The organism is Chryseobacterium endophyticum (assembly GCF_056333165.1).
Genome location: NZ_JBWGXE010000004.1, coordinates 319830 through 345270, shown reverse-complemented (window position 1 = coordinate 345270; position 25441 = coordinate 319830). Strand labels below are relative to the sequence as shown.

Genomic DNA, 25441 nt, shown 5'->3' with positions numbered 1-25441 from the left:
GATCAGAGAGTAATAGAATTAAAGCATACCCGGAAGTTTAGACAGAATAGCAAAACCTGCCCAACGGCAGGTTTTGTCTTTGAAGATCTCATGAATCGGTAATCGATGGTTTTATTTTGGTCCTTTCAAAGTGATGCCCAGGGACACCACAGGCTTGGTAAGTTGAGCTCCGTCGATGTTGCGGCCGTTTCCAAACACAAATTGATAGCCGACCCGCGAAGTTAGGTAGATCCCTACATTTTCTTTGGTGATTGTCCCCAGCTTGTAGGAGGCGTCTAACCCCGGCTGTATATTGAAAAACAGATCACGGCTCAGTCTTCGCGGGGTTTCGTACTGATTCACGAACCATAGTCCATCGATTTCACTGTAAGTGCTTTTGGTGTAAGTCTCATCAGGATTTACCAGGCTGAAGAAGTACACCCCGGTAGAAATATAAGCGCTTAAAGAAAACTTTTCCTTTTGGATAAGATCATTTTGGGCCAGTGCGTTGAATGTCGTATGAAAAGACCTCGTCCGGTCAGCCAGATATCCGAAATTATCCGAGTGATTCTGCTGGGTATAAGTCAGTACGCCACCCAGTGAAATGCGGTCGTTGATGTAACCCCGGGCGTTCATGTGGAAGGCCGGTGCGTATCCCCTTAAGGCCGGCTGTAATTCTAACCCGCCATAAAATGCGATATGATCCTTTTGTGCAAAAAACAGATGGCAGCTTACAAATAAGCCTAAAATACAGAGTGTTTTTTTCATGCTAATTATTTACGGTTAAATAGGTAATGAATCTTTCTGTATTAAAGACGGCGAAAAGTTGGAATGGTTGCCTACACTCTGTCAAAGTTAAAATCTTTGACAAAGTTTTAAAAAGAAGAAAACCTGCCTTCAGGCAGGTTTCAGATTATTTATTCTGTGAAAGTTTCTCGAGTTTTTCAATCATTTCTTTCTGCTGTTGAAACATTCTCTCATAAAGCTCAACGATTTTTGTGGAATATTATTAATTAGAAGCTTTAAACTAGCATTAGAGAGGGAAATTTGGCACCTGATAAAAATAATTTTCAGAGAAAGTAAGACGGGGCGGTTTCGGTTAATAGGCTTCAAAAAGCCTTTGAACTACATCCAATCTGTGATTTCACTCAGCAAATAATAGAGGAATTGCAATCAAAATTTTTGAGTCTATTCGTTAAATATTGATGCCTTACATCCTTTTACGTTTTGCTTTTTTATTTTTCGTGGTGACCAGAATTACGCCGTATTGTGCCTGTGAACCATATAAAGCGGTTGCATCATTTCCTTTCAGGATATTTACGGTTTCGATGGATTGGGGATCTATTTCTTCAAGGACCTTTAAAGGAACAACCTTCTTATCGACGACCAAAAGCGGCTTCACGGAGCTATCGGAAACAAGGCTGCCACCGCCAATTCTGATCGTATTTGATGAATTCGATGAGGGTAGATTCACCGTGAGGCCTCTTACGGGTTCAGCCGGCTTAGTGATCTTATCTTCCTGCTTCCCGTTAACGACATCTTCCGAAACAACCGTTCCCATTCCGGTGACCATGGATTTTTTAACTGTTTTGTAACCGGTCATCATCACTTCCTGCAGGGCTTCTGCCTTCGTGGTATCCTGAGCGGTCGTTTGTTGTCCGTGTACTACGATCATCCCTCCGGCTGTCAGCATACATCCCGCTGCAAATTTTACAAAAACGGAATTGATATCGGAATACAGGAGATTCCGGTTGAGTTGCGTTTCGTTGAAACGACCGCAGATATCATCTTCCGGACGGGAAAAAGCTTTCAGAACTTCCTGATCAGAAGATCGCGTAAAATCTTTCACGGTTTTTGAACATACGGCACAGAACCTTCCCTTTTCCTGCGGAGTCATATTCTCCCAGTTTTCGTGGCATGGGTTGGATATTATAATTTTCATGGATTATTTTTTTATTACGTTATCGTTCTCGTCCTACTTTTTGCTTTCAATGATGATGACCCCGTGCTCGCCGGATTTGCCGTATTTCTTTCTGGCACCTTCTCCGGTAAGGATGATGACGCTTTTTACCTGTTCGGGTTTCAGCCGCTTCATTTTTGCTTCGGAAATTCTTTTATCGTTAAGCATAATCATGGGTTTTACAGACTCGTAATACTCTTCGCTCGGCATCCCCAGGACAAGCGTACGGCTCAAGAGAGTATCATTTACCATTTCAATACCGTTGATTCCTTTCTTAAAATCTATTTTCTTCACTTCTTCATCTTTCATCTGCTGGCCGTTCACCATGAAGACTACACCACTCAATGCAAATAATCCGAAAGTCAGGGTACTGATCACCGAAAAGCTGAGATCCCTTCCCAACTGTCCTGCCGTAAACCTCCCGCAGATTCCAGGCTCTGATTTTATCTGATCAATAATTTCCTCATCCGGGGAAGCCGTAAAATCCCTTACGGTTTTTGTACATACGGAACAGAATCTTCCTTTTTCGTCAAGAGCCATAGCATCCCAGTTTTCATGGCAAGGTCTGGATATTTTAATTTTCATAATAATCGCTTTTCTATTATAGATGCATGATCCGTGAAAAAGGTTGGAAAGAAATGAATATTTTTTAAATACTAAGCCGTTGAAATAATTTAACAATATGTTTTTGAATTTTAAAATTCTGATTTTAAATCCAATAGAAAAAAGCTCATTGCGATCAGCTACTTAATATTTTTTACCCTGAAAAAAATTCCGATATTTCGGCTTCAAAACTGTTTCCAACTTTTATTACTGCCATGAAAGAAGAAAGCATAAACCGTCTGAATCATGTATTTTACAACTTAAAAACGGAAGAGGAAAAACTCAGAGACAGCCTGGCTCGGAAAAAAAGCGAAGAAGACCTTTTTCTGGAGGGTTTCAGAACATTATGCAAAAACTTTATTGATCCGAAAATGCAGGAATTCCGGAGAATGCTGAAAGAGAACAAATTCGGAAGCAAAATATCTTTCGCAGAAGAAACTGCAAACGGATTGGGAATTCTTGCCCAGCCTCACATTAAATTTCAGATCTCAAGAAATGTTGATTCTAATTTCTATGCGAACGATAAATTTCCGCATATTATGTTTGTGGCCGACAAAAATTTAAAAAGGATCGGCATTCATCTCGACACTATTTTTCAGAACGGAAGCGGCACGGCCTTCCTCAAATCCGACTTCTATACCCTGGAAACCCTTGATGAAGACTCCATCGAAAAAGAAATTGTCGATGCCCTTGAAAAAATACTGGTTAACCGTTGAGATCTAACCATCGGATAAAGAAATATCAAGCCGGTAGCCCATAAAAATTTCCGATTTTTATTCTTACAAGTTCTCTTTTTGAAAAGCGTAAAAATCCCCTTTGTGACTTATGTGTTAAAATTTTTTAAACCACAAAATAGCGCAGCATATAAAAAACAATTGGCTCTCCTGAGGAAAGCCAATTGCTGTCATTCTATTGATTTACTTAATTTCAATAAGTCTCGGTGCCTGTTTCTTTGCTTTTTCCGTTTTCGGGATGATTAGTTTCAGAACACCGTTTTCATACTTCGCTTCAATGTGTTCTTCATCCACCACATCCTTGGCAAGCTCAAAGCTTCTTTGGAATGACTGGTAGCTGAACTCCCTTCGGGTGTAATGATCTTTGGATTCTTCCGTTTCATTCTTTTTAGAGGATGAAATCGTCAGAAGGTTGCCGTCCAGGGTAATCCGGAAATCGTCTTTCTGCATTCCAGGTGCGGCGACTTCTACCTCGAAATGATTGTCATTTTCCTTGATGTTCACCGATGGAACGGTAGTTAAGGTAGAAGAAAAATTGGTGTTGCCCCAGTTAAAAAGTTCGCGGCTGAAAAAGTCATCGAACAGGGTACGTGTTCCGGCAGGGAGCAAGCTGCCGTTGTTTCTTTTTACGATTGACATAACAAACGAATTTTTAAGGTTAAACAATAATTTTAATGATCGTACTCAAATGTTTTCAAAGGTTGTGCCAGAGCTATACAGCTGAAATCTTGTCACTTGAAATGAAAAATTGTCAGTTTTGAACGATAAAATTGTCAGATTATGGAAATCCGTAATTCCCTGATGATTTAACCCTTATTTTTGATTAATATTAAACTATTTCTTTGATAAATAAGTGGAACAAACAACTGCTTAAACTTTGTCAAAGACTTTCAGCTTTGACATAGTTCTACTGGTGAAAATACCGCGGATCGGGGTATTGAAATTCAAAATTCAGTTCCGAGATCAGCTTTTCCGGGGAAATGATCCTCCCTTTTTCAGCGCGTTTTCCGGAATATGGAAGACCTTTCTGTTCGTAGATGACTTCTTCTTTGCCGGGATGAACAGGTGCCACAATATTGTACACTTTTGCGGTTGAACGCTGTTCCAGCATTTTTTCGATCACGGAACAGATATCTGCATAATGAATATGGTTCACCAGCTGATCCAGCTTGGAGATGTTATAATTTTTCAGCAGCCTTTCACCGCCCATCAAACCACCCAATCTCAGAATATTGGCCTGTGGAAATTTTTCCAGGATAAAGCTTTCACTTTCCACTTCCGTTGCGGGCAGATCGTTTTCCGTAAATTCTTTCTCGGTATCCGCATAAACACCCGTGGAGCTTGTATAAAAAATCTGTCCCTTAAAATCGCCGATAAACCGAAGCAGGTTCTGCCGTTTTCCCGTCATCGGAATTTTAGAACCCCTCAGTCCCGAAAAAGGAACAGCAATGATGATCCCATCCAGTTCAGAAACTATTTCCCAAGTCTTTATTTCATCATCTGCTTCATCAGGAAATTTTACCAGAGTTACATGATAGCCTTTTGCTCTCAACCCATCCAGCTTCGATTCCGTGGTAGTTGTCGCAAAGATTTCATAATTTTTTGACAGATGTTCTGCCAGATGATTTCCCAACCAGCCATAGCCGATGATTCCCAGTTTTTTCATTTTTCATTTTTCATTTTTAGATTTGATTGTATTTTAAGGCTGTAAAGATTTGTAATTTTCTTCAGGATCCTGATAGTTTTGAAGAATTCTGTGAATGTACAAAACGTCTTCCCCATAACTATAAATAATAGAATTATGTTTGGTTAAAAGAAATCTGTAAAACACTGTATCTTCAAATCTCTTAAATATAACTTTCTTTTCTAATAGCATTTTTATCGCATTTTCGAACTTTTCTAAAAAGTTCTCCAGTACATTTAAATCCCATTTATCAACAAGAAAAGATTCTATATTCAGCAGGTCTTCCTTTGCTTTCTCAGAGATTTCGTAACGCATTTGCCTTGTAATTTTCCAACCGTTTTCTCATATCTTCCAGAACAATCTCTCCTGGAATTCCTTTTCCATTCTTAAAATCTTCTTCTGTTTTCTTTAAAGATTCCAGAATTTCCTCTTTCGTTTCATTGCGCCACTCCTTAACTTCTATCGTTTTTGAGATCACGAGCAGCTCTTCCGGGGTAAATCTTTTTTCTTTCAGCTTCTTGAAAAACGTCGGTTTTTTAATCCCGGATTTTTCGATAATATAAGACATTTTGAAAGGTGAATTTTTAATGATCTCATCGATGTTATTCTGGATCTCGATGAATTTTTCTATTTCTGCTATCATTTTTATTGTTTTTAAGTATCATTTTATGATACAAATATAATAAATTAACGTGAATCCGGAGAAAGATAATTAGAAGAATACCCATAAAAACCCAGCCTTACTGCTGGGTTTTTTATGGGTCAAATCATCTGAAGGATAAATACAGATGCCTGCTTTTGTTTGCATAAGGCTGATTTTTGTCGATGACCATTTGCTGTATTGTTAAAAACATCTGCCTTTCAAGCTTTTATTTTTTTAAATTTGAATTCATTCTTTATGATGACAGAATTAACACAGAATTTCAACGTACTTGCCCAGGAGTTTAAAAAATCCAATGCCTCGAAAGAAAGCATTAACAAGCTTTATGATCTGGTCTATGAATTAAATGGCAGAGACCGGAATATTGAGGAAAACTACATTCTTGCCAGCACCCACTGGCTATTAGGCAACCGCTATGAAGCAGAGAAGATCCTTGAAAAAGTATTGGAATCATGCGAAGGCAGACAAAAGGAAAGACCTCTGAAACTGCTTCAGGAGATCCTGAATGAAAACCCCAATCTTATCCGCAAAGACCGCATATATCGTGATCTGCGGGATGCCGAAAAAACAAAAAAAGCACACACTCTGTCCTTTGATGATTTTACCACCAGGCTTGACCGCGAAGAATTCATTACTTCCATATCCGGAATGTAAAAAATATCGTGATATTCAATAAATATGTAGAAACAAAATCCATCGATATATTCTCGAAAAAAAAACCTGATGAAGTCTCAATTTTAAAGCTTATTTATCATTTTGAATGGCTGGCAACCGTAAAAAAGGTCCTGATTGCGTTTTATGAAAAAACAGAAAGCGATTTTAAGATTGAACGTAATGGCATCAAATGGTTTGACGGGCTTGATGTCTGGGAGGTCAACATTGTGATCACCGAAGAGGGCATTATGGAAACCGATTTGTTTATACAGGATTATTACAATCACCATTCAGGATTTTGCCTGAGTCTTAAGGATGATATCATTACAGATCTTGAATATGATCCTATTTTATAAATCATTATAATCATTCACGATTTGGATACATCATTCGTAGATCAGGCTACTTTTAAAAACCTCTTTCTTTCCATCTTTGTACATCATTTAAAACAAAAAAATATTAAAAATGGAAACAAAAAAGGTATGGTTCGTGACAGGAGCTTCAAAAGGTCTTGGATTCGAACTGGTAAAAAAATTATTGTCTGAAGGATATAAGGTAGCCGCAACAAGCCGTACGGTGGGATCATTAACAGCAGCATTCGGAGATGTTTCAGAAAATTTTCTCCCGTTGAGCATGAATATTACGGACAATAATGATGTAAAATCTGTAATAACCAGAACGGTTGAACATTTTGGAAAAATAGATGTCATCGTCAACAACGCCGGATATGGACAATTGGGTACTCTGGAAGAGCTGAGTGATGAAGAAGCAAGAGCAAACTTTGATGTGAATGTTTTCGGAACTTTAAATGTGATCCGAAATGCAATGCCCTATCTGCGTGCGCAAAAATCGGGAAACATCTTTAACATTTCGTCTATTGGAGGCTATTACGGAGGTTTTCCGGGATGGGGCGTGTATTGTTCCACAAAATTTGCTGTAGCAGGATTTACTGAAGCTTTGGCAGAAGAAGCAAAAGACTTCGGCGTTCATGCTACGGTTGTTTATCCGGGCTACTTCCGTACGGATTTCCTTACGAAAGATTCTTTAAGAATTCCTGAAAATTCTATTGAAGCTTATGAGGCCGCCAGAAATTCTGAGAAAACCCATCTTGATGAGATCAACGGAAACCAGCCGAATGATCCCGTAAAGGCAGCTGATGTTTTGATACAAATCAGTAAAGAAGCGCATCCGCCGGTACACCTGTTATTGGGTGTAGGCACTCCGGAATTTTTGGATAATAAGATCACGGCTATTACCAAAGATGCGAAAGCCTGGGAAGAACTGACGTTATCAACAGGGATCTAATAATTAAGGATTTAAATAAAACTTATCCATTCACAGCTTTATACTTTTAGATCAATTTAAAAGTATAAAGCTTTTTTTATTGATCAGAATAAAGAAAGCTGGATCGGTTTTGGAGGCGAAGGTTTCTGTGCATCCCCAAACACTGTTTTACCGCCAAACCGCCACGAATTCTGCCTTTCTTCCTCAATCACTTCCTGAATATCGAAATCTGGAGTAAAATCTTTTTCGTTTTTTAAAACAATATCGTGAAGCTTATTGATGGTTTTCAATTTATCAGAATTTCCGAGTTTTGACTTCTCGATTCCCTTTCGGATAAGGCTAATGCTTTCATCATACACATTGACCGGAACGGGAAACGGATGTCCGTCTTTTCCGCCGTGGGCAAATGAAAACCGTGCAGGATCGGTAAATCTTGACGGTGCACCGTGGATCACTTCGCTGACCAAAGCCAGAGACTGCATGGTTCTTGGCCCTACGCCTTCAAGCATCAGAAGATCTTCGAAATTCTGCGGCTTCTGTTCGCGGGTCACATACAAAAGTGCTCCCAAACGCTTGAGATCGACATCGGAAGCCTGAACATCGTGATGTGCGGGAAGAATCAGCCTTGCAAAATCGCTCATGATTTCTGCAGAATCGGTGTGTGAGATTTCAAGAATCCCTTTTCTGTTGTCTGAAGCTTCAGAATCGGTAAGATTCATAATTTTCCCTCTGGAAACGCCGTTGATTCCCGTATGCGGTTCTTCCACGAAAGATTTTATATTTTCGGAATGCCAGTGGTAGCGCCTTGCGGTACTGTCGGATTCATGCATTCCCTGCTGAACTACACTCCAGTTTCCGTTATCGGCGAGAATGAAGTTGTGGAGATACAGCTGGTAACCATCCTGTACCGCAGTATTATCTACTTTTGCGGAAAGCTTGCTGGCTTTTACCAGTTCATTTCCGTTAAGTCCTGTTTTATCGGCGATCTTAATGAGTTCTGAAGGAGTTTCTCTTGAAAACTTTCCTTTTCCTCCGCAAATGTATAGTCCGAGGGATTTGGAATTCGGGTTTATCGAGCGTTTGAGGGCGCCCATCACAGAAGTTGTTATTCCCGAAGAGTGCCAGTCCATTCCCATCACGGCACCAAAACTCTGAAACCAGAACGGATCTGCCAGCCTTCTCAGTACCTCATCTTTTCCGTAGTCGGCAAGAATAACTTCAATGATCGAAAGACCAAGTAAAGACATCCGTTCATACAGCCAGGGCGGTACTTTGCCATAGTGAAGCGGTAAATCTGCGGTTCCTGAACGTTTCATTGTATAAAGGTACGGTTTATTGTGGAAGGAGCAAAGTCATGTGCGTGAGGTTGAGGTTAGATGAAAAAATGTAAAGCCCTGCGGATTTCCTGCAGGGCTTTAGTTTAGCTTGTTTGCTAACGTTATTATTTTAAAGCGGCTAATGCAGCTTCGTAATTCGGCTCATCAGCAATTTCGCCTACCTGTTCTGTGTAAACCACTTTATTGTTCTCATCGGTAACAATTACGGCACGGCTCAAAAGCCCTTTCATCGGAGAATCGGTAATGGTTACTTCGTAATCATCCCCAAAAGTACTTCTGAAATCGGAAAGTGTCTCTACATTATCAAGACCTTCGGCTGCACAGAATCTTCCCAAGGCAAACGGAAGATCTTTAGACACGTTGATGACAACGGTATTATCCAGTTCGGAAGCCTGCTCATTAAATTTCCTTGCTGAAGAGGCACAGGTCGGCGTATCAATGCTCGGGAAAATATTGAACACTTTTTTCTTTCCTTCGAAAGTTTCAAGGGTTTTTACATTCAGTCCCGAATCCACAAGGGCAAAGTCCCTGATCGTCGTTCCCACTTCCGGCAAATGTCCTATCGTGTGCACTTCATTTCCTTTTAAAGTAATTGTTGTTGACATAATTCTTTTTTTAATTTCTCAAATTTAAATAAAATACGAAATTATTTACTCAATTGAAGGTTAAATTAATCTTAAAGTGGGAAAATCTTGGCGCCTATTCATGCAGAAAGATTAATTTTTAACTAAATTTGTGAGTCTTAAAAAAATCAAATAATAAATAACAGTATAATGTCAGACAAATCAAAAATCTATTACACCCTTACGGATGAGGCTCCGATGCTGGCTACACATTCTTTTTTACCGATTGTGAAAGCTTTTACCAAATCAGCAGACATTGAGATCGCAGTTCCGGATATCTCTTTAGCCGGAAGAATTTTAGCCAACTTCCCGGAATTTTTGAAAGATGATCAGAAAATCGGTGATGCTTTGGCTGAATTAGGTCAGCTGGCTACCCAACCTGACGCCAATATTATCAAATTACCTAATATCTCAGCTTCCGCACCTCAGCTAGATGCTGCTATTGCAGAGCTTCAGGCTAAAGGTTTTGCCGTACCGAATTATCCTGCCGAGCCGAAAAATGATGAAGAAAAGGCGATTAAAGCCAAATATGCCAAAGTATTGGGAAGTGCGGTAAACCCGGTGTTAAGAGAAGGAAATTCTGACAGACGTGCTCCTAAAGCTGTTAAAAACTACGCAAAGGCAAACCCTCACAGAATGGGTGACTGGGCTTCTGACAGCAAAACAGATGTGGCCCACATGGAAGGCGGGGATTTCTACGGAACCGAAACTTCAACTACGTTAGAAAATGCTACGAAATATAAAATCGTTTTCAAAGGAAATGACGGTTCTGAAACTCAGTTAAAAGATTTTGCCAATCTTCAGGCCGGAGAAGTAATCGACTCTTCTGTAATGAATTTAAATGCTTTGAAAGCTTTTGTTCAGCAGGCGATTGATGAAGCCAAAAACAGAAATGTACTCCTTTCTGCTCACCTTAAAGCTACGATGATGAAGATCTCCGATCCTATTATCTTCGGGGCTATCGTAGAAACTTTCTTTAAAGATGTTTTCACTAAATATGCTGAAACGTTCAAGTCTTTAGATATTAATCCAAATAACGGTCTTGCCGATCTTTTCGATAAAATAAAAGGGAATGCCCAGGAAGCTGAAATTAAAGCGGATATCGAAGTTGCTTTGAACAACGGACCGAGAGTGGCAATGGTAAATTCTGACAAAGGAATTACCAATTTCCACGTTCCTTCTGATATTATCGTTGATGCCTCTATGGCTGCTTTGGTAAGAGGCGGCGGTAAAATGTGGAATAAGGAAGGAAAAGAGGAAGATACGGTTTGTATCATTCCTGACCGTTCTTACGCAGGATTCTATCAGTCGGTGATCGATGATATGAAAGCGCACGGAAAACTGGATCCTACAACGATGGGTTCTGTACCGAATGTTGGTTTAATGGCTCAGAAAGCTGAAGAATACGGGTCTCACGACAAAACTTTCCAGGCTGCGGCTGATGGAACGATTGAAGTGCAGGACGAAAATGGAAATGTTCTTCTTTCTCAGAAAGTAGAAAAAGGAGATATTTTCAGAATGTGCCAGACGAAAGACGCGCCGATCCAGGATTGGGTGAAACTGGCTGTAAACAGATCAAGATTATCTGATACCCCTGCGATCTTCTGGCTGGACAAAGGAAGAGCTCACGACAGAGAGATCATCAAAAAAGTTGAAAAATATCTTAAAGATTACGATACCAACGGTCTTGACATCAAAATTATGGATGTAAAAGATGCGATGACCGAAACTTTAAGAAGAGCAAGAGAAGGAAAAGATACGATCTCCGTTTCAGGAAACGTATTGAGAGATTATTTAACCGACCTTTTCCCGATCCTTGAGCTGGGAACTTCTGCTAAAATGCTTTCTATCGTTCCATTAATGAACGGTGGTGGTCTGTTTGAAACGGGCGCCGGAGGTTCTGCTCCGAAACACGTAGAGCAATTTGTGGAAGAAGGCTATCTGAGATGGGATTCTTTAGGTGAATTCCTTGCTTTACAGGCATCTTTGGAACACCTTGCCCAAACCCAGGGAAATACAAAATCACAGGTTCTGGCTGATGCTTTGGATGAGGCAAATGCTAAATTCCTGGCTACTGATAAATCACCAGCAAGAAAAGTAGGACAGATCGACAACAGAGGTTCTCACTTCTATTTAGCCATGTATTGGGCGGAAGCTTTGGCGAATCAGACTGCTGACGCAGAGCTGGCGGCTCAATTTGCTCCGGTTGCCAACGCAATGAAAGAGAATGAAGAAGTTATCAATGCTGAATTGATCGGTGCTCAGGGTAAACCTCAGGATATCGGCGGATATTACAAAACAGATAAGTATAAAACGTATGCTTCCATGAGACCAAGTACGGTTTTAAATGAAATCATTGACGGAATTTAATTTCAGATTGATATATAAATTGAAAGCTCCTTTTTTTAAGGGAGCTTTTTCATTTTCTTAAATATTAATATCAAAAATAGTTTTCACAAACAACAATAAAACGTTCGATATATACGTCTTTATGACAAAGGAAGAATCTAAATAGTACTAAACAGATATTTACTTTAACTTTTTTCGCTCTGAACATCACAAAGAAGAATAATTTAAATTTTATTCTCCACAATCACTTTCCGGTGCTCTCTACCCCAATTAATCATTGCACCGATAATATTTCCAAATGTTCTGCAATATTCGGTAGGCTCATATTCAATCAAAACCGGAGTTTCCGGATAAACTGTACGTTTTACCAGCTTGTTCATTTCCATTTCCTTCAACTCCTTTGAAAGCATTCTTGTTGTAATCCCGGGAATGCTCCTTTCAATCTCACGAAAACGTCTGTTGCCGTTGCATAGTGAATTAATGACAGGAATTCTCCACTTTCCTCCTATAAAATACAGCGTGTCCTGTAATGCTCGTAGCTCTTCGGTTTGATCTCTTTCCATACCTGCAAGTTAATTGATATAATTGATGATACTGATATACTCTGTTATACTGATTACAAAAGTATATCAATTTAAAATAACTTTGTTCAAAATTAAAAAAATGAATAAATTCAGTAACAAATTAGCCGTCATAACAGGCGGAAACAGTGGAATTGGGTATGCAACCGCAAAAGAATTAATAGAAGAAGGAGCAAAAGTAATCATCACCGGAAGAAGAAGAGAAGCTTTAGAAAAAGCGGCGGAAGAATTGGGTGCTGTTCCGTTTTTTGCAGATCAGGGAAAACTGGAGGATATCGAAAATTTAAAAACAGAAATAGAAAATCAATACGGAAAAGTTGATATTTTATTTATTAATGCCGGAATTACCGGAACTTTAGGATCAATTGAAAATATGAATTCAGAAAATTTTGACAATGTAATGGATATTAATTTCAGAGGAGCTTATTTCACTTTAAGCAAATTCATTCCTTTACTAAATGACACAGCATCAGTTGTATTCTTATCATCAAATGTTGCCACAACTTACAAACCCAACAGTTCGGTATATCAGGCGAGCAAAGCTGCCCTAAATTCCATTGCTAAAACAGCAGCTGCAGAATTGGCACCAAGAAAAATTCGTGTAAATGTGGTAAGTCCGGGACCTACAAAAACGGAAATTATGACGAAAGCCGGTCTTGATGAAAAAACCTTGGAAGGTCTTGATGAATGGCTGACAAATCTAATTCCATTGAAAAAAATGGGAACGGCAGAAGACGTTGCCAAAGCTGTAGTTTATTTATCAGATAATACGGTGGCAAGCTTCATGACAGGCACAGAGATTATTCTCGATGGCGGAATGATTTTATAAGTATATTTTATTATTTTCAACAATAAATCCTCCCGTAATGAGAGGATTTATTGTTGAAATAGGTAGTAGAAAAATTTAACTGAAATAAAAACCTAGTTAAGCATGGGCTTTTCTTAATTTAATCATGCTTAAAATAAAGAGTCCTAAAACCCCCAGCACGAAATATCCTTCTGCCACTTCAAGCTGAATCTGAGGTTTAATTACCGCTACAATTCCATAGCTGATAGCGGAAGTGATGATGAAGGCTACCCCACCGGTGAGACCGCCCGCAATTCCGGCCGAATTCGGAAATCTTCCGATACAGTAGGAGAAATAATTATTGAAGATAAATCCTGCCGTAACGTGAATTAAAAAAGCAAAAGCTACCAGGCTGTAGATGTTGTTGGAGAAATACGAAGCCACAAACATCAGAATAATTAAAAACAGCTGGATGAAATTGGCATACCGTATTTTAGGGAGAAATGCCTTATTGATCATTGCTTTTCCTAAAAATCCGCCACTCATCCAGGCAAATCCCAGAATCAGGGAGACGTAGCCCGCAATCACCTCGGAATACCCCATTTTATGTTCAATAATAAACGATCCGCAAAGATTGAAGAACATAATCATCGAATAGCTCAGCCCGCACATGATCATTCCGTAAAAGAAATCTTTAGCCTTAAACATCATATTATATTCTTTAATGAGAAACTCAATGTGAAAGGGATTTCTCTTTTTCAGGGTTTCCCCGGAAAAGATAAACTCTAAGCATAAAAGCAATAAACTATATCCTGCCAGCACATAAAAATTCGACTGCCATCCGAAATTTTTCTGTAGATATCCTCCGATAAATGGTGCGATGATAGGACCTACCGACCAGACGATCGTCATAATACTGAGATAATGTTTCCGTTCTTCCCCCTCATAGACATCGACGAAAAAAGCCCTTTTCGCCACCACGGCAAATCCGGAAAGTACGCCCTGTACAACGCGCATGGCGTAAATCACAAAGATATTATGCGTAGTCGCAGTAATTAAAAATGATACGACAAACAAAGCGAGGGAAAGCATCGTAATTTTATACCTTCCGAATGAATCTACAATACTTCCGGCAAAAAACTGCGTCAGGCCGTAACTGATCAGGAAGATGGATAGTGTAAGCTGAATATTGCTTTCCGGCTGATGAAGCTCCGTAGCCATACTTGGCATCGAAGGCAGGTAAATATCTGTAGCCAGCCCCGACATGGGAATGACCGCAAATGCCAGAATTGTCGCAATAAATTTATTTTTTTCTTTAAGTGTAACCATGCTTTTGTAAAAATGTTCCTTAAAATCAGATTCCCGACAAAACATCGGGAATCTGAATGGGTTTTATTCTAATTGTTTACTAATTTCATTCCTCCTTCACTGTATCTTTCTCCCACATTCGGATATTTTTTAAGAATGGAATCTATCATTTCAAGATCCTGCTGAGAAAGTTCAATATGTGTAGCGGCAATGTTTTCTTCCAGATACTGAATACGCTTGGTACCGGGAATCGGAATAATATCTTCTCCCTGGTTCAGCACCCAGGCCAGTGCCAGCTGAGTTCCTTTTACCCCTTTAGAATGAGCCAGTCCATTGATCTCTTCAGCCAGTTTTTTATTGTTCTCAAGAAATTCTTTCTGGTATCGCGGTAACGATTTTCTGAAATCATCATCACCGAAATTCTGCGCTTCGTTGATGTTTGAAAAAAGTCCTCTTGCAAGCGGAGAATAAGGTACCAAAGTAATCCCAAGCTCTCTTACTGTCGGAAGAATCTCTTTTTCAATATCTCTTGTAAGTAAAGAATATTCGGATTGCAATGCCGTAATCGGGTGAATTTTATTTGCTTTTCGAATAGATTCTGCGGAGGCTTCCGACAATCCAAGGTATTTTACTTTTCCTTCTTTTACCAGTTCGGCCATGGCTCCTACGGTTTCCTCAACCGGAATATTCGGATCTACTCTATGCGCATAATACAGATCGATCTCATCAATTTTTAGTCGTTGAAGGCTCAAGTCAACTGCCTTTCTGATCCATTCCGGGGAGCCATCGAAATAAGTTCCGGGAGATCCGCTGTGACCGGCCTGTCCGTCTTTAAAACGAAATCCGAATTTAGTGGCGATAAAAATCTTATCCCTGTTCGGAACCAATACTTTTGAAATCAGTTTTTCATTATCACCATTGGCATACATATCTGCAGTATCCCAAAAATTCACCCCCAGATCCAACGCTTTGTGAAGCGTACTGATACTTTGCTGCTCATCTGCCGGACCGTAGGCAAAGCTCATTCCCATACATCCGAGGCCTATGGCAGACAATTGTTTTCCTGTGTTTCCTAATGTTCTAAATTTCATGATCGCTTGTGATTTAAATTTACAGTACAAAATTAGGGTATGCTTTTACGGATTTTCATATAAAATCCAAACAAAGAATTATAAAATTCAAACAACTGCCGTTCTTACCGCATTGGGTGACGTTCCGGTCTGTTTTTTAAAGTAATTGGTAAAATAAGCGGGTTCTTCAAATCCCAGTCCGTAAGCAATTTCTGAAATATTCCAGTCGGTATGCTTTAATAAGGCATTGGCTTCCTGGATAATTCTTGAGGAGATTTGCTGGCTTGTGGTTTTCCCGGTAATTTCCTTTACGGAACGGTTCAGGGAATTCACATGTATGGAAAGGCTTTCGGCATAATCTACAGGACTCTTAAGACGCAATGCTCTTTCCGGACTGTCGATGGGGAACTGTCTTTCGAGCAATTCCATAAATAAGGAAGCCACTCTCTGTGAAGCATTCTGATAAGGTTCAAAACTTTCTGCAGGATGCATTTTCATGGTTTCATGGATCAGAAGATGAAGATAAGCCCTCAACATGTCATATTTGTGCAGGTAATCCGACTGAATCTCATTCATCATTTTAATGAAAATATCTGCAACGGTCTTTTGCTGATCCTCATCAATAAAAAACACCGGCGTACCTCCGATTTTGAACAATGGCGACTCCTGAAGGGTTCCGAGCCTGCTTCCGTCATGAAGGAACTGATCGGTAAAGAGACAGAAAAAACCTTTCTGGTCCTTATTTTCCGCCTCCCACGAATAGGGGACCAGCGGATTTGAAAACAACAGAGCCGGCCGATCGACGGCAATCCACTTATCAGCATAATGGAGTTTTCCTTTACCGATGATCAGACAGATTTTGTAATAGTCGCGCCTGCTGTAAGGCGTAATGAGAGAGCAATTTTCCCTTGAAAAAACATTAAAATGCCCTAAACCCGGTGTTTTTACACATTCCAGTCCGATCCGTCGGTAAAAACCATGTACTGTTTCGTTTGATTCCATGAATCAAAATTATAAAATTCAAACAAAATAATTTTAAATAAATAATTTTAATAGATAAAATGAAATGACTGATCTCCAGACCAGCCATTAATCATTAAAACGAAGTAAATTGTTGATATTTGCACCTGTTTCTCAGCCCACATGCTTTTTAGCTTTCGGCCAATGGACCTTAAAAGTTATCTGTATTTCTCCTGTAGCAGACCATCGGGTTTTCGCCTTTATAGTAAAGACTTTTAAAGACTTCATATTTTTCTTTTCCCAGAATAGTTTCCATTTCACCATATCTGTCGGAACTCCATTGATCAGGATTATTGGCATATACCGCATTCCAGGAATTATAATCCCGGTAGCGCTCATTAAGTTCGTAAAGCCTCATCGCCTGTGTTGCAGATAATAGGAGATCCTGCACGACAGAATCCCAGTTGATGTCGGTAATGCTTTTTCTGTATCCGTTATAAAAATGATCAGATTGTGTGTATGCCGATCCGTAAGCACCGGTAAGTATGGCTGTCAGTAAATCTGCCTTCATCCTGTTTGTTAGTGTAAATTATTTTGAGATTCTCAATTACAGTGCCAAAGTATCACCATATTTTTAAACATCTACTGTATAACGGCATTAAGTCACAATATGTTGTAAAAAATTATAAAAAAACATTAGTCTCAATTTAAATTTGTAATTTTAAAAGAGGAAAACTCTCAAAATCATTTTGTTAACCCCAAAAATCCAAGTACTATGGAAACTGTAAAATTTGAAATATCGCCTTACCAGGATGAATTACAGATATTAATAGACGGACAAAAGGCAGGCTATATGTCTATTGAGGTGGATGGTAGGCTGCTTATTGTTTATTATACCAAACTGGATGAGGAGCACGAAGGAAAGGGTTATGCCAAACTATTGCTGGATGAGCTTGTGCGGTATGCCGAAGAAAAAGACCTTCTGGTAGATCCGGAATGCGATTTTGTAAGGCAACAGTTTGAAAATCATCCTTCAAGATACAGGGATATCTGGCATGCCTGATTATTCGGTATCCCACCATTTTTCAAAATGATAATCCTGCCCATTGAGGTCAACAGGCTGTCCGATCATGGGAGTAAGCACCGATAAATTCCGGTTCTTGGCAAGGTTCGTGACTTTCTGTAAAGGTTCGTTCCAGGGATGTAGGGCGAGGGCAAATTTTGAGGAATGTACCGGAATAATATTTTTCGCCTTTACCTCAATACTGGCCTGAATAACGTCTTCCGGCAGTGCATGAATATATTTCCAGGCTTCGTTATACTGGCCGTTTTCCATAATGGCAAAATCAAACGGACCATATTTTTCACCAATCATTTTAAAATGAGTGTCGTAACCGCTGTCTCCACCCAGGAACAGCTTTTTGGTTGGTGTTATCAGAACGTATGATGTCCACAATGTGACATTTCTTTTCATTTTTCGTCCTGAAAAATGTCTGGCCGGCGTAAAGATGATTTGAATATTATTTTTCAGATTCACTTCCGTTTCCCATTCTTCTTCAATAAGCTGTTCGGTTGTATAGCCCCATCTTTCAAGGTGTGCCCCAACACCCAAGGGAAGAATAACTTTTCCGACCCTGTTTCTCATTGCCTTAACCGTTGGATAATCCAGGTGGTCGTAGTGGTCGTGGGTAATGACGAGGTAATCGATGAACGGAATATCTTCCGGCTTAAAAGTATCTGCTCCCGAAAAAGCTTTATTAAAAAACCTGAAAGGCGAACCGTAGGAACTCAGCACCGGATCTACAAGAAAAGAAACGCCATCGGTCTGTATAAAATAAGAAGAATGTCCAAGCCATATAAAAACATCCTGATGTTTAGGGATATTCTTAAGATCTGTATGGAAGGATGGGATTTTATAAGAGGGTTTGAGATGCGGGTCCTTTTTATCAAATAAAAAATTAAACATCACTTTCGGCATCGAATATCCTTCAGCAAGTGCCGGAGTATCATGCAGATTCTGGAACTGTTTGTTTTTATAGTATCTGGAATGCTGCATTCTCAGAAGCCTTTCTCCTTTTGCTTCGGAACCGAAAACCTCCTGTCCGGTAATCATAAAGTATAAGGCAATGATGAGTATAACTAAAATAATAAATCCGTAAATCATTTCTTTAAATGGATGTTAATTTGTAACATTATATCACAAGACGGTTGACCCGACTAAAAACCTTTATATTTATATGAAAATATTACGCCTTTTTTCAAAACTTATCCTCTAAAGCTTTATTTTTGAAATAAAAAACAAAAAGTGCAGAAAAATTATTTCTTCCTGCTTTTTCTTCTGCTGATAACCGCCTGCGGATCTGTACGTAAACATAACGAACGGCAGAATATCTGTATTCCGCCCGAAAAATTGAAAAAAGACGTAGATTTTGCTTATTCCAAGATTAAAGAAATGCATCCTTCACTTTTCCTTTATATCTCCAAAGAAGATCTGGATCGTAAATTCGACAGTGTAAAAAACACCATCAATACACCTCTTACCCCGCTTCAGTTTTATTTCAAGCTGCAGCCCGTGGTATCAGATACCCGGGAAGGCCATCTTTCGCTCAGAATCCCTTCCAAAATGATCACTAAAAAAGAAATCAAAGCCCTCGAAAATAAAAAAGGAATGTTCAGCCGCTTCGAATATTATGTAAAAGATGACCGGCTTTTTATCATCAGGAATAAAGATTCCATTGAAAATATAAAACCCGGAACGGAAATCATTTCCATTGACAGTACGTCTGTTTCCTATTATATTGAAAGGTACAGAAAACTGATCAGCACCGACGGATTCAATACGACCTTCAAGCCTTATTTCCTGAAAGATCTGTTCTTCAACTATTATGTTGCCGAAAAAGGATATCAAAATTATGCGACGATAGAAACCCTGTTCAACGGGGAGAAAAAAACCTATACGCTGACAAGAGAATCAAAATCTGAAGATGATCTTAAAAAAGAAAAAGAGAATAAAAAAAGAACCGAAGAAAAAAAAATCAATGATTATGTGGCTTTCAGCGATTCTTATAACAGAAATTTCAAATTTCTCGATGCAGACAGCTCCATTGCCTACATTAAAGTGAAAAGTTTTTCGGGAGATTATTCTGCTAAGTTTTACAGGAATGCCTTTGAAAAAATTAAAAATGCCCGTGCCTCGTATCTTATTCTCGATGTAAGGAATAACTACGGTGGCTCGCTGGAAGAAATCCATAAGCTGTATTCTTATCTTTCTCCCGAGCCGTATATCCTGATCAAACCGTCTGAGGTAAATTCTGCCACAACACCTTTAAAGACAAACTATTTCCGCAAATCCAATCCTTTGCAGTATACTTTTAAAACGCTTACCTATCCGGCTTTTTTCTTTGCACAGACATTCAGCACTTACAAGAAAGACGGAAAGTTTTATTACAAAATAAAAGCTGACAGGGTATCCAAACCTGACAAAAATGCCTTCAAAGGGAAAATTTTCGTCCTGATCAACGGCTCAAGTTTTTCGGCTTCATCCATTCTTACTTCCAAGCTTAAAAATGATAAAAGGGCAATCCTTGTCGGGGAAGAAACGGGTGGTGCCAATGACGGAACGGTAGCGGGATTTTATTCTTACCAGGTTCTGCCGAATTCGAAAATAGATCTTCCGATAGGGCTTGTTCTCGTACAGCCGGATATTACCCCTACCCATACTAAAAAAGGCGTGCTACCGGATATTCCCGTAAATGAAACCATGGTAGACATTATTCAAAAAAAAGATCCTCAGCTCGACCGCATCCTGACCGAAATTAAAAACGAAAAGGCAAGAAATGAAAAATACCGGATGAAATAATGCGGAAAAACATTTTGAAATATTTAAAAATCATTGCATTTACAGGTATTCTCTGGTTAGTAATCCATTCATTATATATCATTATTGATGGAATCTCGGACAATGGGAAAAGTGCCGACATTGCCGTGATCCTCGGAAGTAAAGTTAATGAAGACGGCACATTATCAAAACGACTGGAAGAGCGTCTGAAAACGGGAGAGGAATTAATAAAAAAGCACAGGGTAAGAAAAATTCTCGTAAGTGGAGGATTTGGAAAAGAAGGATTTTACGAAGGCGATAAAATGAAAGAATTTCTTGTTTCCCGAGGGATTAATGATTCTCTCATTATAGTTGACAATCTTGGAAATACCACAAGAGCAACCGTCAATAATACTTTAACCTTAAGAAAACATTTCGCTTTCAATAGTATTATTGTGGTTTCCCAATACTTTCATGTAACCAGAACAAAAAAGCTTTTCAGGGAGAAAGGTTTTGAAAATGTGAGCAGTGTAAGCCCTGATTATTTTGAATGGCGAGATCTGTATGCTATCATCAGGGAGTTTCCAGCTTATTATACCCAATAAAAACGGCGGGCTAAAAGCCCGCCGAGTCTATTTTCTCAATTCGCTGACAAGGTTTTCGATCTGAGCGATATACTTTCCATAAAATTTATGGAACCACCATTTCCCGATAAAAAACAGCATCGGCATAGCAGTAACGAGGCTTCCAATAAGAATGCCCGCAATTTTCAGATTTGAAAGAGGTACAGGCCTTGGAATAAACTCAAGGACAATAATAATTTCACACACTAAAAAAGGTACAAAACACAGGTAAAAAGAAAGATAATACTGCTTATTGAGCTGAAACTGGTGCAGCAGGTCTTTCAGGCTGTCATAGGTTCTCATCATCGGACTGCTCATATTTTTATACATGGTAAAAAACCTGCTGAAAAAAAAGAAAGTCACAAAAACCATTGATGCAATAAGAATGGTAATATAAAATTTAAATTTAAACGGTCCGGGAGAAACAGCGATCACAGCAAAGGCAAAAACAAAAATCCCTACCGTAGACCAGAATTCCATACGCATATTTTTACGGATTTTTTCCAGTGGAAGATTGATTTTATTTTTCTGCTCGGTACTTATTTCCGGGGTCTCTTCAAAGGAATCATCCTGATTCCAGGTATTTTTTAATTCGTCTATATTCATGACAATTGATTTTAAAATTATGATTTATTTGAGCTTAAGATATCTTTAAGTTTATTTTTCGCGCGGTTCATTTTCACCCTCACATTTCCTTCGGAGATTCCCATTTGTTCGGCAATCTGTTTTCCGGAAAAATCTTCAAGGTAGTAGAAAATAAAAGCCTTGTCAATCGGATTCAGCTGGTGAATGGCATTATACATGGCATTCAGTTTTTCTTCCTTTTCATCGTTAAATTCTTCATGGGCGATTTTATATTCGGCATACTCACCGCCGGAAATGAAGCTTCTCTTTTTCTCATTTTTAAGGAAGATGATGGCTGTATTCAGGGCAATGCGGTACAGCCAGGTCGAGAATTCGCTCTGACCTCTGAAGTTGGGATATGCTTTCCAGACCTGATACGTGATTTCCTGGAAAAGATCATCACGGTCGTCTTTATCGTCCATATACATTTTAGAAATCTTGAAAATGATTCCTTTGTGCTTTTCAATTTTCTCTAAAAATTCCTGTTCTGTTGAGGCCATAATTTCTTACTCTCTGTGAGGTTAGTATTCTTCTTACAAAAATGTTACAGTTTGCGGCGAAAAATATTTAATCGGATCAAACTCTCAGAATATATGTATCAAATTATTCAAATGCTAAGGTAGGCAAAGGGTTTTGACATGCAATATTCTTTTCATCAAAGATTTTCTGACTGATCTTATGTTATTTATGGCTTAATATTTGTGAGCCATAGTGTACACCAAATACATATCAATATGCCTTTTATTACCAAACAGGACAATGAAAATGTCCAGCTTTACTATGAAGATTTCGGGTCGGGTCAGCCGATTGTTTTAATCCACGGATGGCCGCTTAGCGGCAAATCATGGGAAATGCAGATTCCCGTCCTTCTCGATCTCGGATACCGTGTTATTACTTATGACCGCAAAGGTTTCGGGAAATCATCGCCTTCAGCAGACGGATATGATTATGACGGACTTGCAGAAGACCTTCACGAAATCATTACCCAGCTTAACCTTAAGAGCGTAATCCTTTTCGGATTTTCCATGGGTGGTGGTGAAGTCGTTCGATACCTTACCAATTACGGAACCCAGAATGTAGATAAAGTGGCTTTAATTTCATCCATCATTCCACTTGTTAAACAAAAAGATGATAATCCCGACGGGGTACCACAAGAAAAGCTTGACGAGATCATGCAGGCCCTGAAAACAGACAGAATTACCTTTCTGGAATCTTTCCATAAAGACTTCTACAATGTCGGACTGATTTCCAAAACAGTGAGCCAGAAACAGCTGGATTACGACTGGGCGATTGCTGCCTTTGCCAATCCGATTGCCACGATAAAATGTGCAGAAAGCTGGGCCAACACCGATTTCCGTCCGGAACTTAAGAACATAACGGTAAAAACACTCATTGTACACGGAGATTCCGATAATATCGTTCCGATTGATACGGCAGGAAAACAGGCTGCCCGGAGAATCATCAACAATGATTTCATGATTATCGATGGAGCGCCACACGGATTGAATGTAACCCACGCCGAAGAACTGAACGGCATCATCAGCAGATTTCTTACATCGCAATAAATCTTCAATATATAAGTTTTGATTTCAATGAAAATCCGCAGCACAATGGACTGCGGATTTGTTTTTATAAGCTTATTTTAAATTTAATCCTGAATCAGCATATTTTTTTTTCATTCTAAATCATCTGTGCAAATTTGTGTAAATATGCAACCGGCTCATCAGACTCTCAACATAACGTCTTTGAAGCCATAATTACACCTTAAGATCTGTAAAAATCAGTGTACATCTGTGGTTAAATTCCCAGTAAAAAATCTCTGATTTTTATCTAATATGCTCTTCTGTTTTCAATACGAATAACTTATCTCTGTGCCTTATGTGTTAATAAAGCACATTCATATAAATCAACGTACATCTGGAAATAAACATCCGATTCATATCAATCTAAAAAATATAATCCGTGCTCAGGAAATTAGAATCATGATCCCTTACGATCGTGTTCAGAAGATTCTTGTTGGAATCCGTAACCTTCGCAGCCACCAGCGAACGAATTGAGAACGAACGCAATGCATCAAAAACAGAAAGCGTCCCTTCCGCACTGTCTTTTCTTCCCGTGAAAGGAAACACATCCGGACCTCGCTGTGCCTGACAGTTAATATTCACACGGCTCACAAGGTTCACAAACGGATCAATCAGCTTAGAAACTTCCATCGGATCTTCGCTGAAAATACTTACCTGCATCCCGTGATCGGCATTCACCTGGTATTCGATCGGTTCCTCAATATTCTCAAACGGAACCACCGGAATCACCGGGCCGAACTGCTCCTCATGATACAGCTTCATCTCAGAATTCACAGGATATACGACAGCCGGAAAGAAGAAAGACTCTTCGATAAAACCTCCGTTGTCATTCAGCACTGTTGCGCCTTTTTCTTTGGCATCTTCCAGACATTCCTTTAAATAAGACGGTTTATTGACTTCCGGAAGTGGCGTGATCTTCACATCCTTTTCCCACGGAAGACCGGGCTTCATCGCAGCCACCGCAGCCGTCAGCTTTTGGGTAAATTCTTCTGCAACATCTTTCTGCACGAAGATCAGTTTCAATGCCGTACAGCGCTGTCCGTTAAAAGAAAGTGCACCTAATATACATTCGCTCACCGCTACGTCAAGGTCGGCGTTTTTGGTAACGATAGCCGCATTCTTTGCATCCAAACTTAAAATAGCACGTAAACGATTAACTTTCGGATGAAGTTTTTTCAGTCCGTTGGCCACTTTGCTGGAACCGATGAAAGCCAGCACATTCACTTTCCCGCTCTCCATGATCGGAGTGATGATCTCAGCGCCTTTGCCGTATAAAGTATTGACCGTTCCCGGCGGAAAGGCTTCCTTAAATGCCTTCAATAAAGGATAATGTGCGAGAACGCCGTGCTTCGGAAGCTTGAACAGGATCGTATTTCCCATAATCAGCGCAGGGATGAGCGTGGTAAATATTTCATTCAAAGGATAATTGAATGGCCCCATGCTCAATACAACACCGAGCGGTGCTCTTCTGATCTGTGCAATGGTACCTTCCGCCTGCTGGAAACGCGACGATTCACGATCAAGGTCCTTCAGGGCATCGATTGTCTGGTTGATATAATCTACGGTTCTGTCGAATTCCTTGGTAGAATCTGCCAGCGTTTTCCCGATCTCCCACATCAGCAGCCTGATAATCACATCACGCTCTTTGATCATCAGGTACACAAATTTCTGCATACATTTGATTCTTCCTTCTACAGACATCGTGGGCCATTCTCCCAGCCCATTGTTGTAAGCTTTTACACAGGCATCAAGAACCTTCATGGCTTCGTCAGGCCCGATATTCGGAATGCTTCCGAGTAATTTACGCTCCAGTCCGTTTTCCTTACGGATGCAGACCGGTGAATAGATCTCCTGTACATCGCCGTTCCATGCAACTAATTCTCCATTAAGAAGATACTCCCGCTGATGGATTTCAGGCACTTTGTATTCTTCGGGGATTTCATTTTCGGATTTAAATATTTCGTGGAATGAAAGGTTGTTTTCTGAATTCATAAATTTTTATTTTAATAGTCTGATAAGATTTGAATATTAAAGGTAATTCTAAAATCTGACTTTAAAAAGAGTGGAGTCATAGATTTGTTCTATTTGGAATAAAATTAACATTCTGTTTTTGAACACTAAGAACACTGAGTTTTTTTGAAATGATTGGCGTATTTAAGTTTCACAAAGCCGTTTCACTTAGAAGAGACCATGGAGCTGACTGTCGTATGAATCGGCTAA

28 protein-coding genes are annotated in these 25441 nt (G+C 39.4%); 10 read left to right on the top strand and 18 right to left on the bottom strand.

The window, feature by feature from the left end; all coding sequences use genetic code 11:
• Positions 1 to 111: 111 nt before the first annotated feature.
• From AC0N32_RS11965 to AC0N32_RS11955, 3 genes are all read right to left on the bottom strand, one after another.
• The gene (locus tag AC0N32_RS11965) at positions 112 to 747 is read right to left on the bottom strand and encodes a hypothetical protein (RefSeq protein ID WP_476394091.1); all 636 of its coding nucleotides are present in this window, start codon (positions 745 to 747) and stop codon (positions 112 to 114) included.
• A gap of 442 nt (positions 748 to 1189) precedes the next feature.
• The gene (locus AC0N32_RS11960) at positions 1190 to 1921 is read right to left on the bottom strand and encodes a hypothetical protein (protein ID WP_476394090.1); all 732 of its coding nucleotides are present in this window, start codon (positions 1919 to 1921) and stop codon (positions 1190 to 1192) included.
• Between the two features lie 33 nt (positions 1922 to 1954).
• Complete coding sequence (locus AC0N32_RS11955; protein ID WP_476394089.1) at positions 1955 to 2524, bottom strand: hypothetical protein; 570 nt, start codon at positions 2522 to 2524, stop codon at positions 1955 to 1957.
• 233 nt (positions 2525 to 2757) lie between these two features.
• Between AC0N32_RS11955 and AC0N32_RS11950 the strand changes: the two genes are divergently transcribed.
• Positions 2758 to 3258, top strand: coding sequence for a hypothetical protein (locus AC0N32_RS11950; protein ID WP_476394088.1), 501 nt, complete (start codon positions 2758 to 2760; stop codon positions 3256 to 3258).
• Between the two features lie 201 nt (positions 3259 to 3459).
• Here the strand turns inward: AC0N32_RS11950 and AC0N32_RS11945 are convergent, their stop codons facing one another.
• The 4 genes from AC0N32_RS11945 to AC0N32_RS11930 form a co-directional block, all read right to left on the bottom strand.
• Positions 3460 to 3915 (bottom strand): Hsp20/alpha crystallin family protein, encoded by a 456-nt coding sequence (locus tag AC0N32_RS11945; protein WP_294293373.1) that lies wholly within the window; start codon positions 3913 to 3915, stop codon positions 3460 to 3462.
• Between the two features lie 268 nt (positions 3916 to 4183).
• The gene (locus tag AC0N32_RS11940) at positions 4184 to 4942 is read right to left on the bottom strand and encodes a Rossmann-fold NAD(P)-binding domain-containing protein (RefSeq protein ID WP_476394087.1); all 759 of its coding nucleotides are present in this window, start codon (positions 4940 to 4942) and stop codon (positions 4184 to 4186) included.
• 33 nt (positions 4943 to 4975) lie between these two features.
• The gene (locus tag AC0N32_RS11935; protein ID WP_476394086.1) at positions 4976 to 5275 is read right to left on the bottom strand and encodes a type II toxin-antitoxin system RelE/ParE family toxin; all 300 of its coding nucleotides are present in this window, start codon (positions 5273 to 5275) and stop codon (positions 4976 to 4978) included.
• The gene (locus tag AC0N32_RS11930; RefSeq protein WP_476394085.1) at positions 5256 to 5603 is read right to left on the bottom strand and encodes a hypothetical protein; all 348 of its coding nucleotides are present in this window, start codon (positions 5601 to 5603) and stop codon (positions 5256 to 5258) included. Before AC0N32_RS11930 ends, AC0N32_RS11935 begins: the two co-directional genes overlap by 20 nt.
• Before the next feature lie 255 nt (positions 5604 to 5858).
• Between AC0N32_RS11930 and AC0N32_RS11925 the strand changes: the two genes are divergently transcribed.
• The 3 genes from AC0N32_RS11925 to AC0N32_RS11915 all read left to right on the top strand — a co-directional run bounded on the left by AC0N32_RS11925 (position 5859) and on the right by AC0N32_RS11915 (position 7580).
• Positions 5859 to 6275 (top strand): hypothetical protein, encoded by a 417-nt coding sequence (locus AC0N32_RS11925; protein WP_476394084.1) that lies wholly within the window; start codon positions 5859 to 5861, stop codon positions 6273 to 6275.
• An 8-nt stretch (positions 6276 to 6283) separates the two neighbouring features.
• The gene (locus AC0N32_RS11920; protein ID WP_476394083.1) at positions 6284 to 6631 is read left to right on the top strand and encodes a hypothetical protein; all 348 of its coding nucleotides are present in this window, start codon (positions 6284 to 6286) and stop codon (positions 6629 to 6631) included.
• Positions 6632 to 6740: 109 nt separating this feature from the next.
• On the top strand, positions 6741 to 7580 hold the full coding sequence (locus AC0N32_RS11915; RefSeq protein WP_476394082.1) for an SDR family NAD(P)-dependent oxidoreductase: 840 nt from the start codon (positions 6741 to 6743) through the stop codon (positions 7578 to 7580).
• Positions 7581 to 7663: 83 nt separating this feature from the next.
• On the opposite strand, the gene AC0N32_RS11910 is transcribed toward AC0N32_RS11915, so the two are convergent.
• Positions 7664 to 8875, bottom strand: a complete 1212-nt coding sequence (locus AC0N32_RS11910; RefSeq protein ID WP_476394081.1) for a DUF763 domain-containing protein — start codon at positions 8873 to 8875, stop codon at positions 7664 to 7666.
• 125 nt (positions 8876 to 9000) lie between these two features.
• Positions 9001 to 9501 (bottom strand): thiol peroxidase, encoded by a 501-nt coding sequence (gene tpx, locus AC0N32_RS11905; RefSeq protein WP_476394080.1) that lies wholly within the window; start codon positions 9499 to 9501, stop codon positions 9001 to 9003.
• A gap of 168 nt (positions 9502 to 9669) precedes the next feature.
• Here tpx and AC0N32_RS11900 point away from each other — a divergent pair, with 168 nt between their 5' ends.
• The gene (locus AC0N32_RS11900) at positions 9670 to 11889 is read left to right on the top strand and encodes an NADP-dependent isocitrate dehydrogenase (RefSeq protein ID WP_476394079.1); all 2220 of its coding nucleotides are present in this window, start codon (positions 9670 to 9672) and stop codon (positions 11887 to 11889) included.
• Positions 11890 to 12092: 203 nt separating this feature from the next.
• On the opposite strand, the gene AC0N32_RS11895 is transcribed toward AC0N32_RS11900, so the two are convergent.
• Complete coding sequence (locus tag AC0N32_RS11895) at positions 12093 to 12431, bottom strand: winged helix-turn-helix transcriptional regulator (protein ID WP_476394078.1); 339 nt, start codon at positions 12429 to 12431, stop codon at positions 12093 to 12095.
• A gap of 100 nt (positions 12432 to 12531) precedes the next feature.
• Here AC0N32_RS11895 and AC0N32_RS11890 point away from each other — a divergent pair, with 100 nt between their 5' ends.
• A complete protein-coding gene (locus AC0N32_RS11890; protein ID WP_476394077.1) occupies positions 12532 to 13278 on the top strand; it encodes an SDR family oxidoreductase in 747 nt (248 codons plus the stop codon).
• A 96-nt stretch (positions 13279 to 13374) separates the two neighbouring features.
• On the opposite strand, the gene AC0N32_RS11885 is transcribed toward AC0N32_RS11890, so the two are convergent.
• The 4 genes from AC0N32_RS11885 to AC0N32_RS11870 all read right to left on the bottom strand — a co-directional run bounded on the left by AC0N32_RS11885 (position 13375) and on the right by AC0N32_RS11870 (position 17145).
• Positions 13375 to 14565, bottom strand: coding sequence for an MFS transporter (locus AC0N32_RS11885; protein ID WP_476394076.1), 1191 nt, complete (start codon positions 14563 to 14565; stop codon positions 13375 to 13377).
• Positions 14566 to 14633: 68 nt separating this feature from the next.
• Entirely contained in the window at positions 14634 to 15635 is a 1002-nt protein-coding gene (locus AC0N32_RS11880) for an aldo/keto reductase (RefSeq protein ID WP_476394075.1), read from the bottom strand.
• Positions 15636 to 15722: 87 nt separating this feature from the next.
• On the bottom strand, positions 15723 to 16616 hold the full coding sequence (locus AC0N32_RS11875; protein WP_476394074.1) for a helix-turn-helix domain-containing protein: 894 nt from the start codon (positions 16614 to 16616) through the stop codon (positions 15723 to 15725).
• A gap of 169 nt (positions 16617 to 16785) precedes the next feature.
• Complete coding sequence (locus AC0N32_RS11870; protein ID WP_476394073.1) at positions 16786 to 17145, bottom strand: hypothetical protein; 360 nt, start codon at positions 17143 to 17145, stop codon at positions 16786 to 16788.
• A gap of 204 nt (positions 17146 to 17349) precedes the next feature.
• Here AC0N32_RS11870 and AC0N32_RS11865 point away from each other — a divergent pair, with 204 nt between their 5' ends.
• Entirely contained in the window at positions 17350 to 17637 is a 288-nt protein-coding gene (locus tag AC0N32_RS11865; RefSeq protein ID WP_476394072.1) for a GNAT family N-acetyltransferase, read from the top strand.
• Here the strand turns inward: AC0N32_RS11865 and AC0N32_RS11860 are convergent, their stop codons facing one another.
• Positions 17638 to 18738, bottom strand: coding sequence for an MBL fold metallo-hydrolase (locus AC0N32_RS11860; protein WP_476394071.1), 1101 nt, complete (start codon positions 18736 to 18738; stop codon positions 17638 to 17640).
• Positions 18739 to 18879: 141 nt separating this feature from the next.
• Between AC0N32_RS11860 and AC0N32_RS11855 the strand changes: the two genes are divergently transcribed.
• Together AC0N32_RS11855 and AC0N32_RS11850 are read left to right on the top strand one after the other, a co-directional pair.
• Positions 18880 to 20433 carry a S41 family peptidase gene (locus AC0N32_RS11855; RefSeq protein WP_476394070.1) on the top strand — a complete coding sequence of 518 codons (1554 nt, stop codon included), beginning with the start codon at positions 18880 to 18882 and terminating at the stop codon, positions 20431 to 20433.
• Positions 20434 to 20447: 14 nt separating this feature from the next.
• Positions 20448 to 20996 carry a YdcF family protein gene (locus tag AC0N32_RS11850; RefSeq protein ID WP_476394069.1) on the top strand — a complete coding sequence of 183 codons (549 nt, stop codon included), beginning with the start codon at positions 20448 to 20450 and terminating at the stop codon, positions 20994 to 20996.
• A gap of 27 nt (positions 20997 to 21023) precedes the next feature.
• Here the strand turns inward: AC0N32_RS11850 and AC0N32_RS11845 are convergent, their stop codons facing one another.
• Together AC0N32_RS11845 and AC0N32_RS11840 are read right to left on the bottom strand one after the other, a co-directional pair.
• Positions 21024 to 21620 (bottom strand): hypothetical protein, encoded by a 597-nt coding sequence (locus AC0N32_RS11845; protein WP_476394068.1) that lies wholly within the window; start codon positions 21618 to 21620, stop codon positions 21024 to 21026.
• Positions 21621 to 21637: 17 nt separating this feature from the next.
• On the bottom strand, positions 21638 to 22138 hold the full coding sequence (locus AC0N32_RS11840) for an RNA polymerase sigma factor (protein WP_476394067.1): 501 nt from the start codon (positions 22136 to 22138) through the stop codon (positions 21638 to 21640).
• A 234-nt stretch (positions 22139 to 22372) separates the two neighbouring features.
• On the opposite strand from AC0N32_RS11840, the gene AC0N32_RS11835 reads away from it, so the two are divergent.
• Entirely contained in the window at positions 22373 to 23203 is an 831-nt protein-coding gene (locus tag AC0N32_RS11835) for an alpha/beta fold hydrolase (RefSeq protein WP_476394066.1), read from the top strand.
• A 381-nt stretch (positions 23204 to 23584) separates the two neighbouring features.
• Here AC0N32_RS11835 and AC0N32_RS11830 read toward each other — a convergent pair whose 3' ends face one another.
• Complete coding sequence (locus tag AC0N32_RS11830) at positions 23585 to 25213, bottom strand: NADP-dependent glyceraldehyde-3-phosphate dehydrogenase (RefSeq protein WP_476394065.1); 1629 nt, start codon at positions 25211 to 25213, stop codon at positions 23585 to 23587.
• Positions 25214 to 25441: the final 228 nt, after the last annotated feature.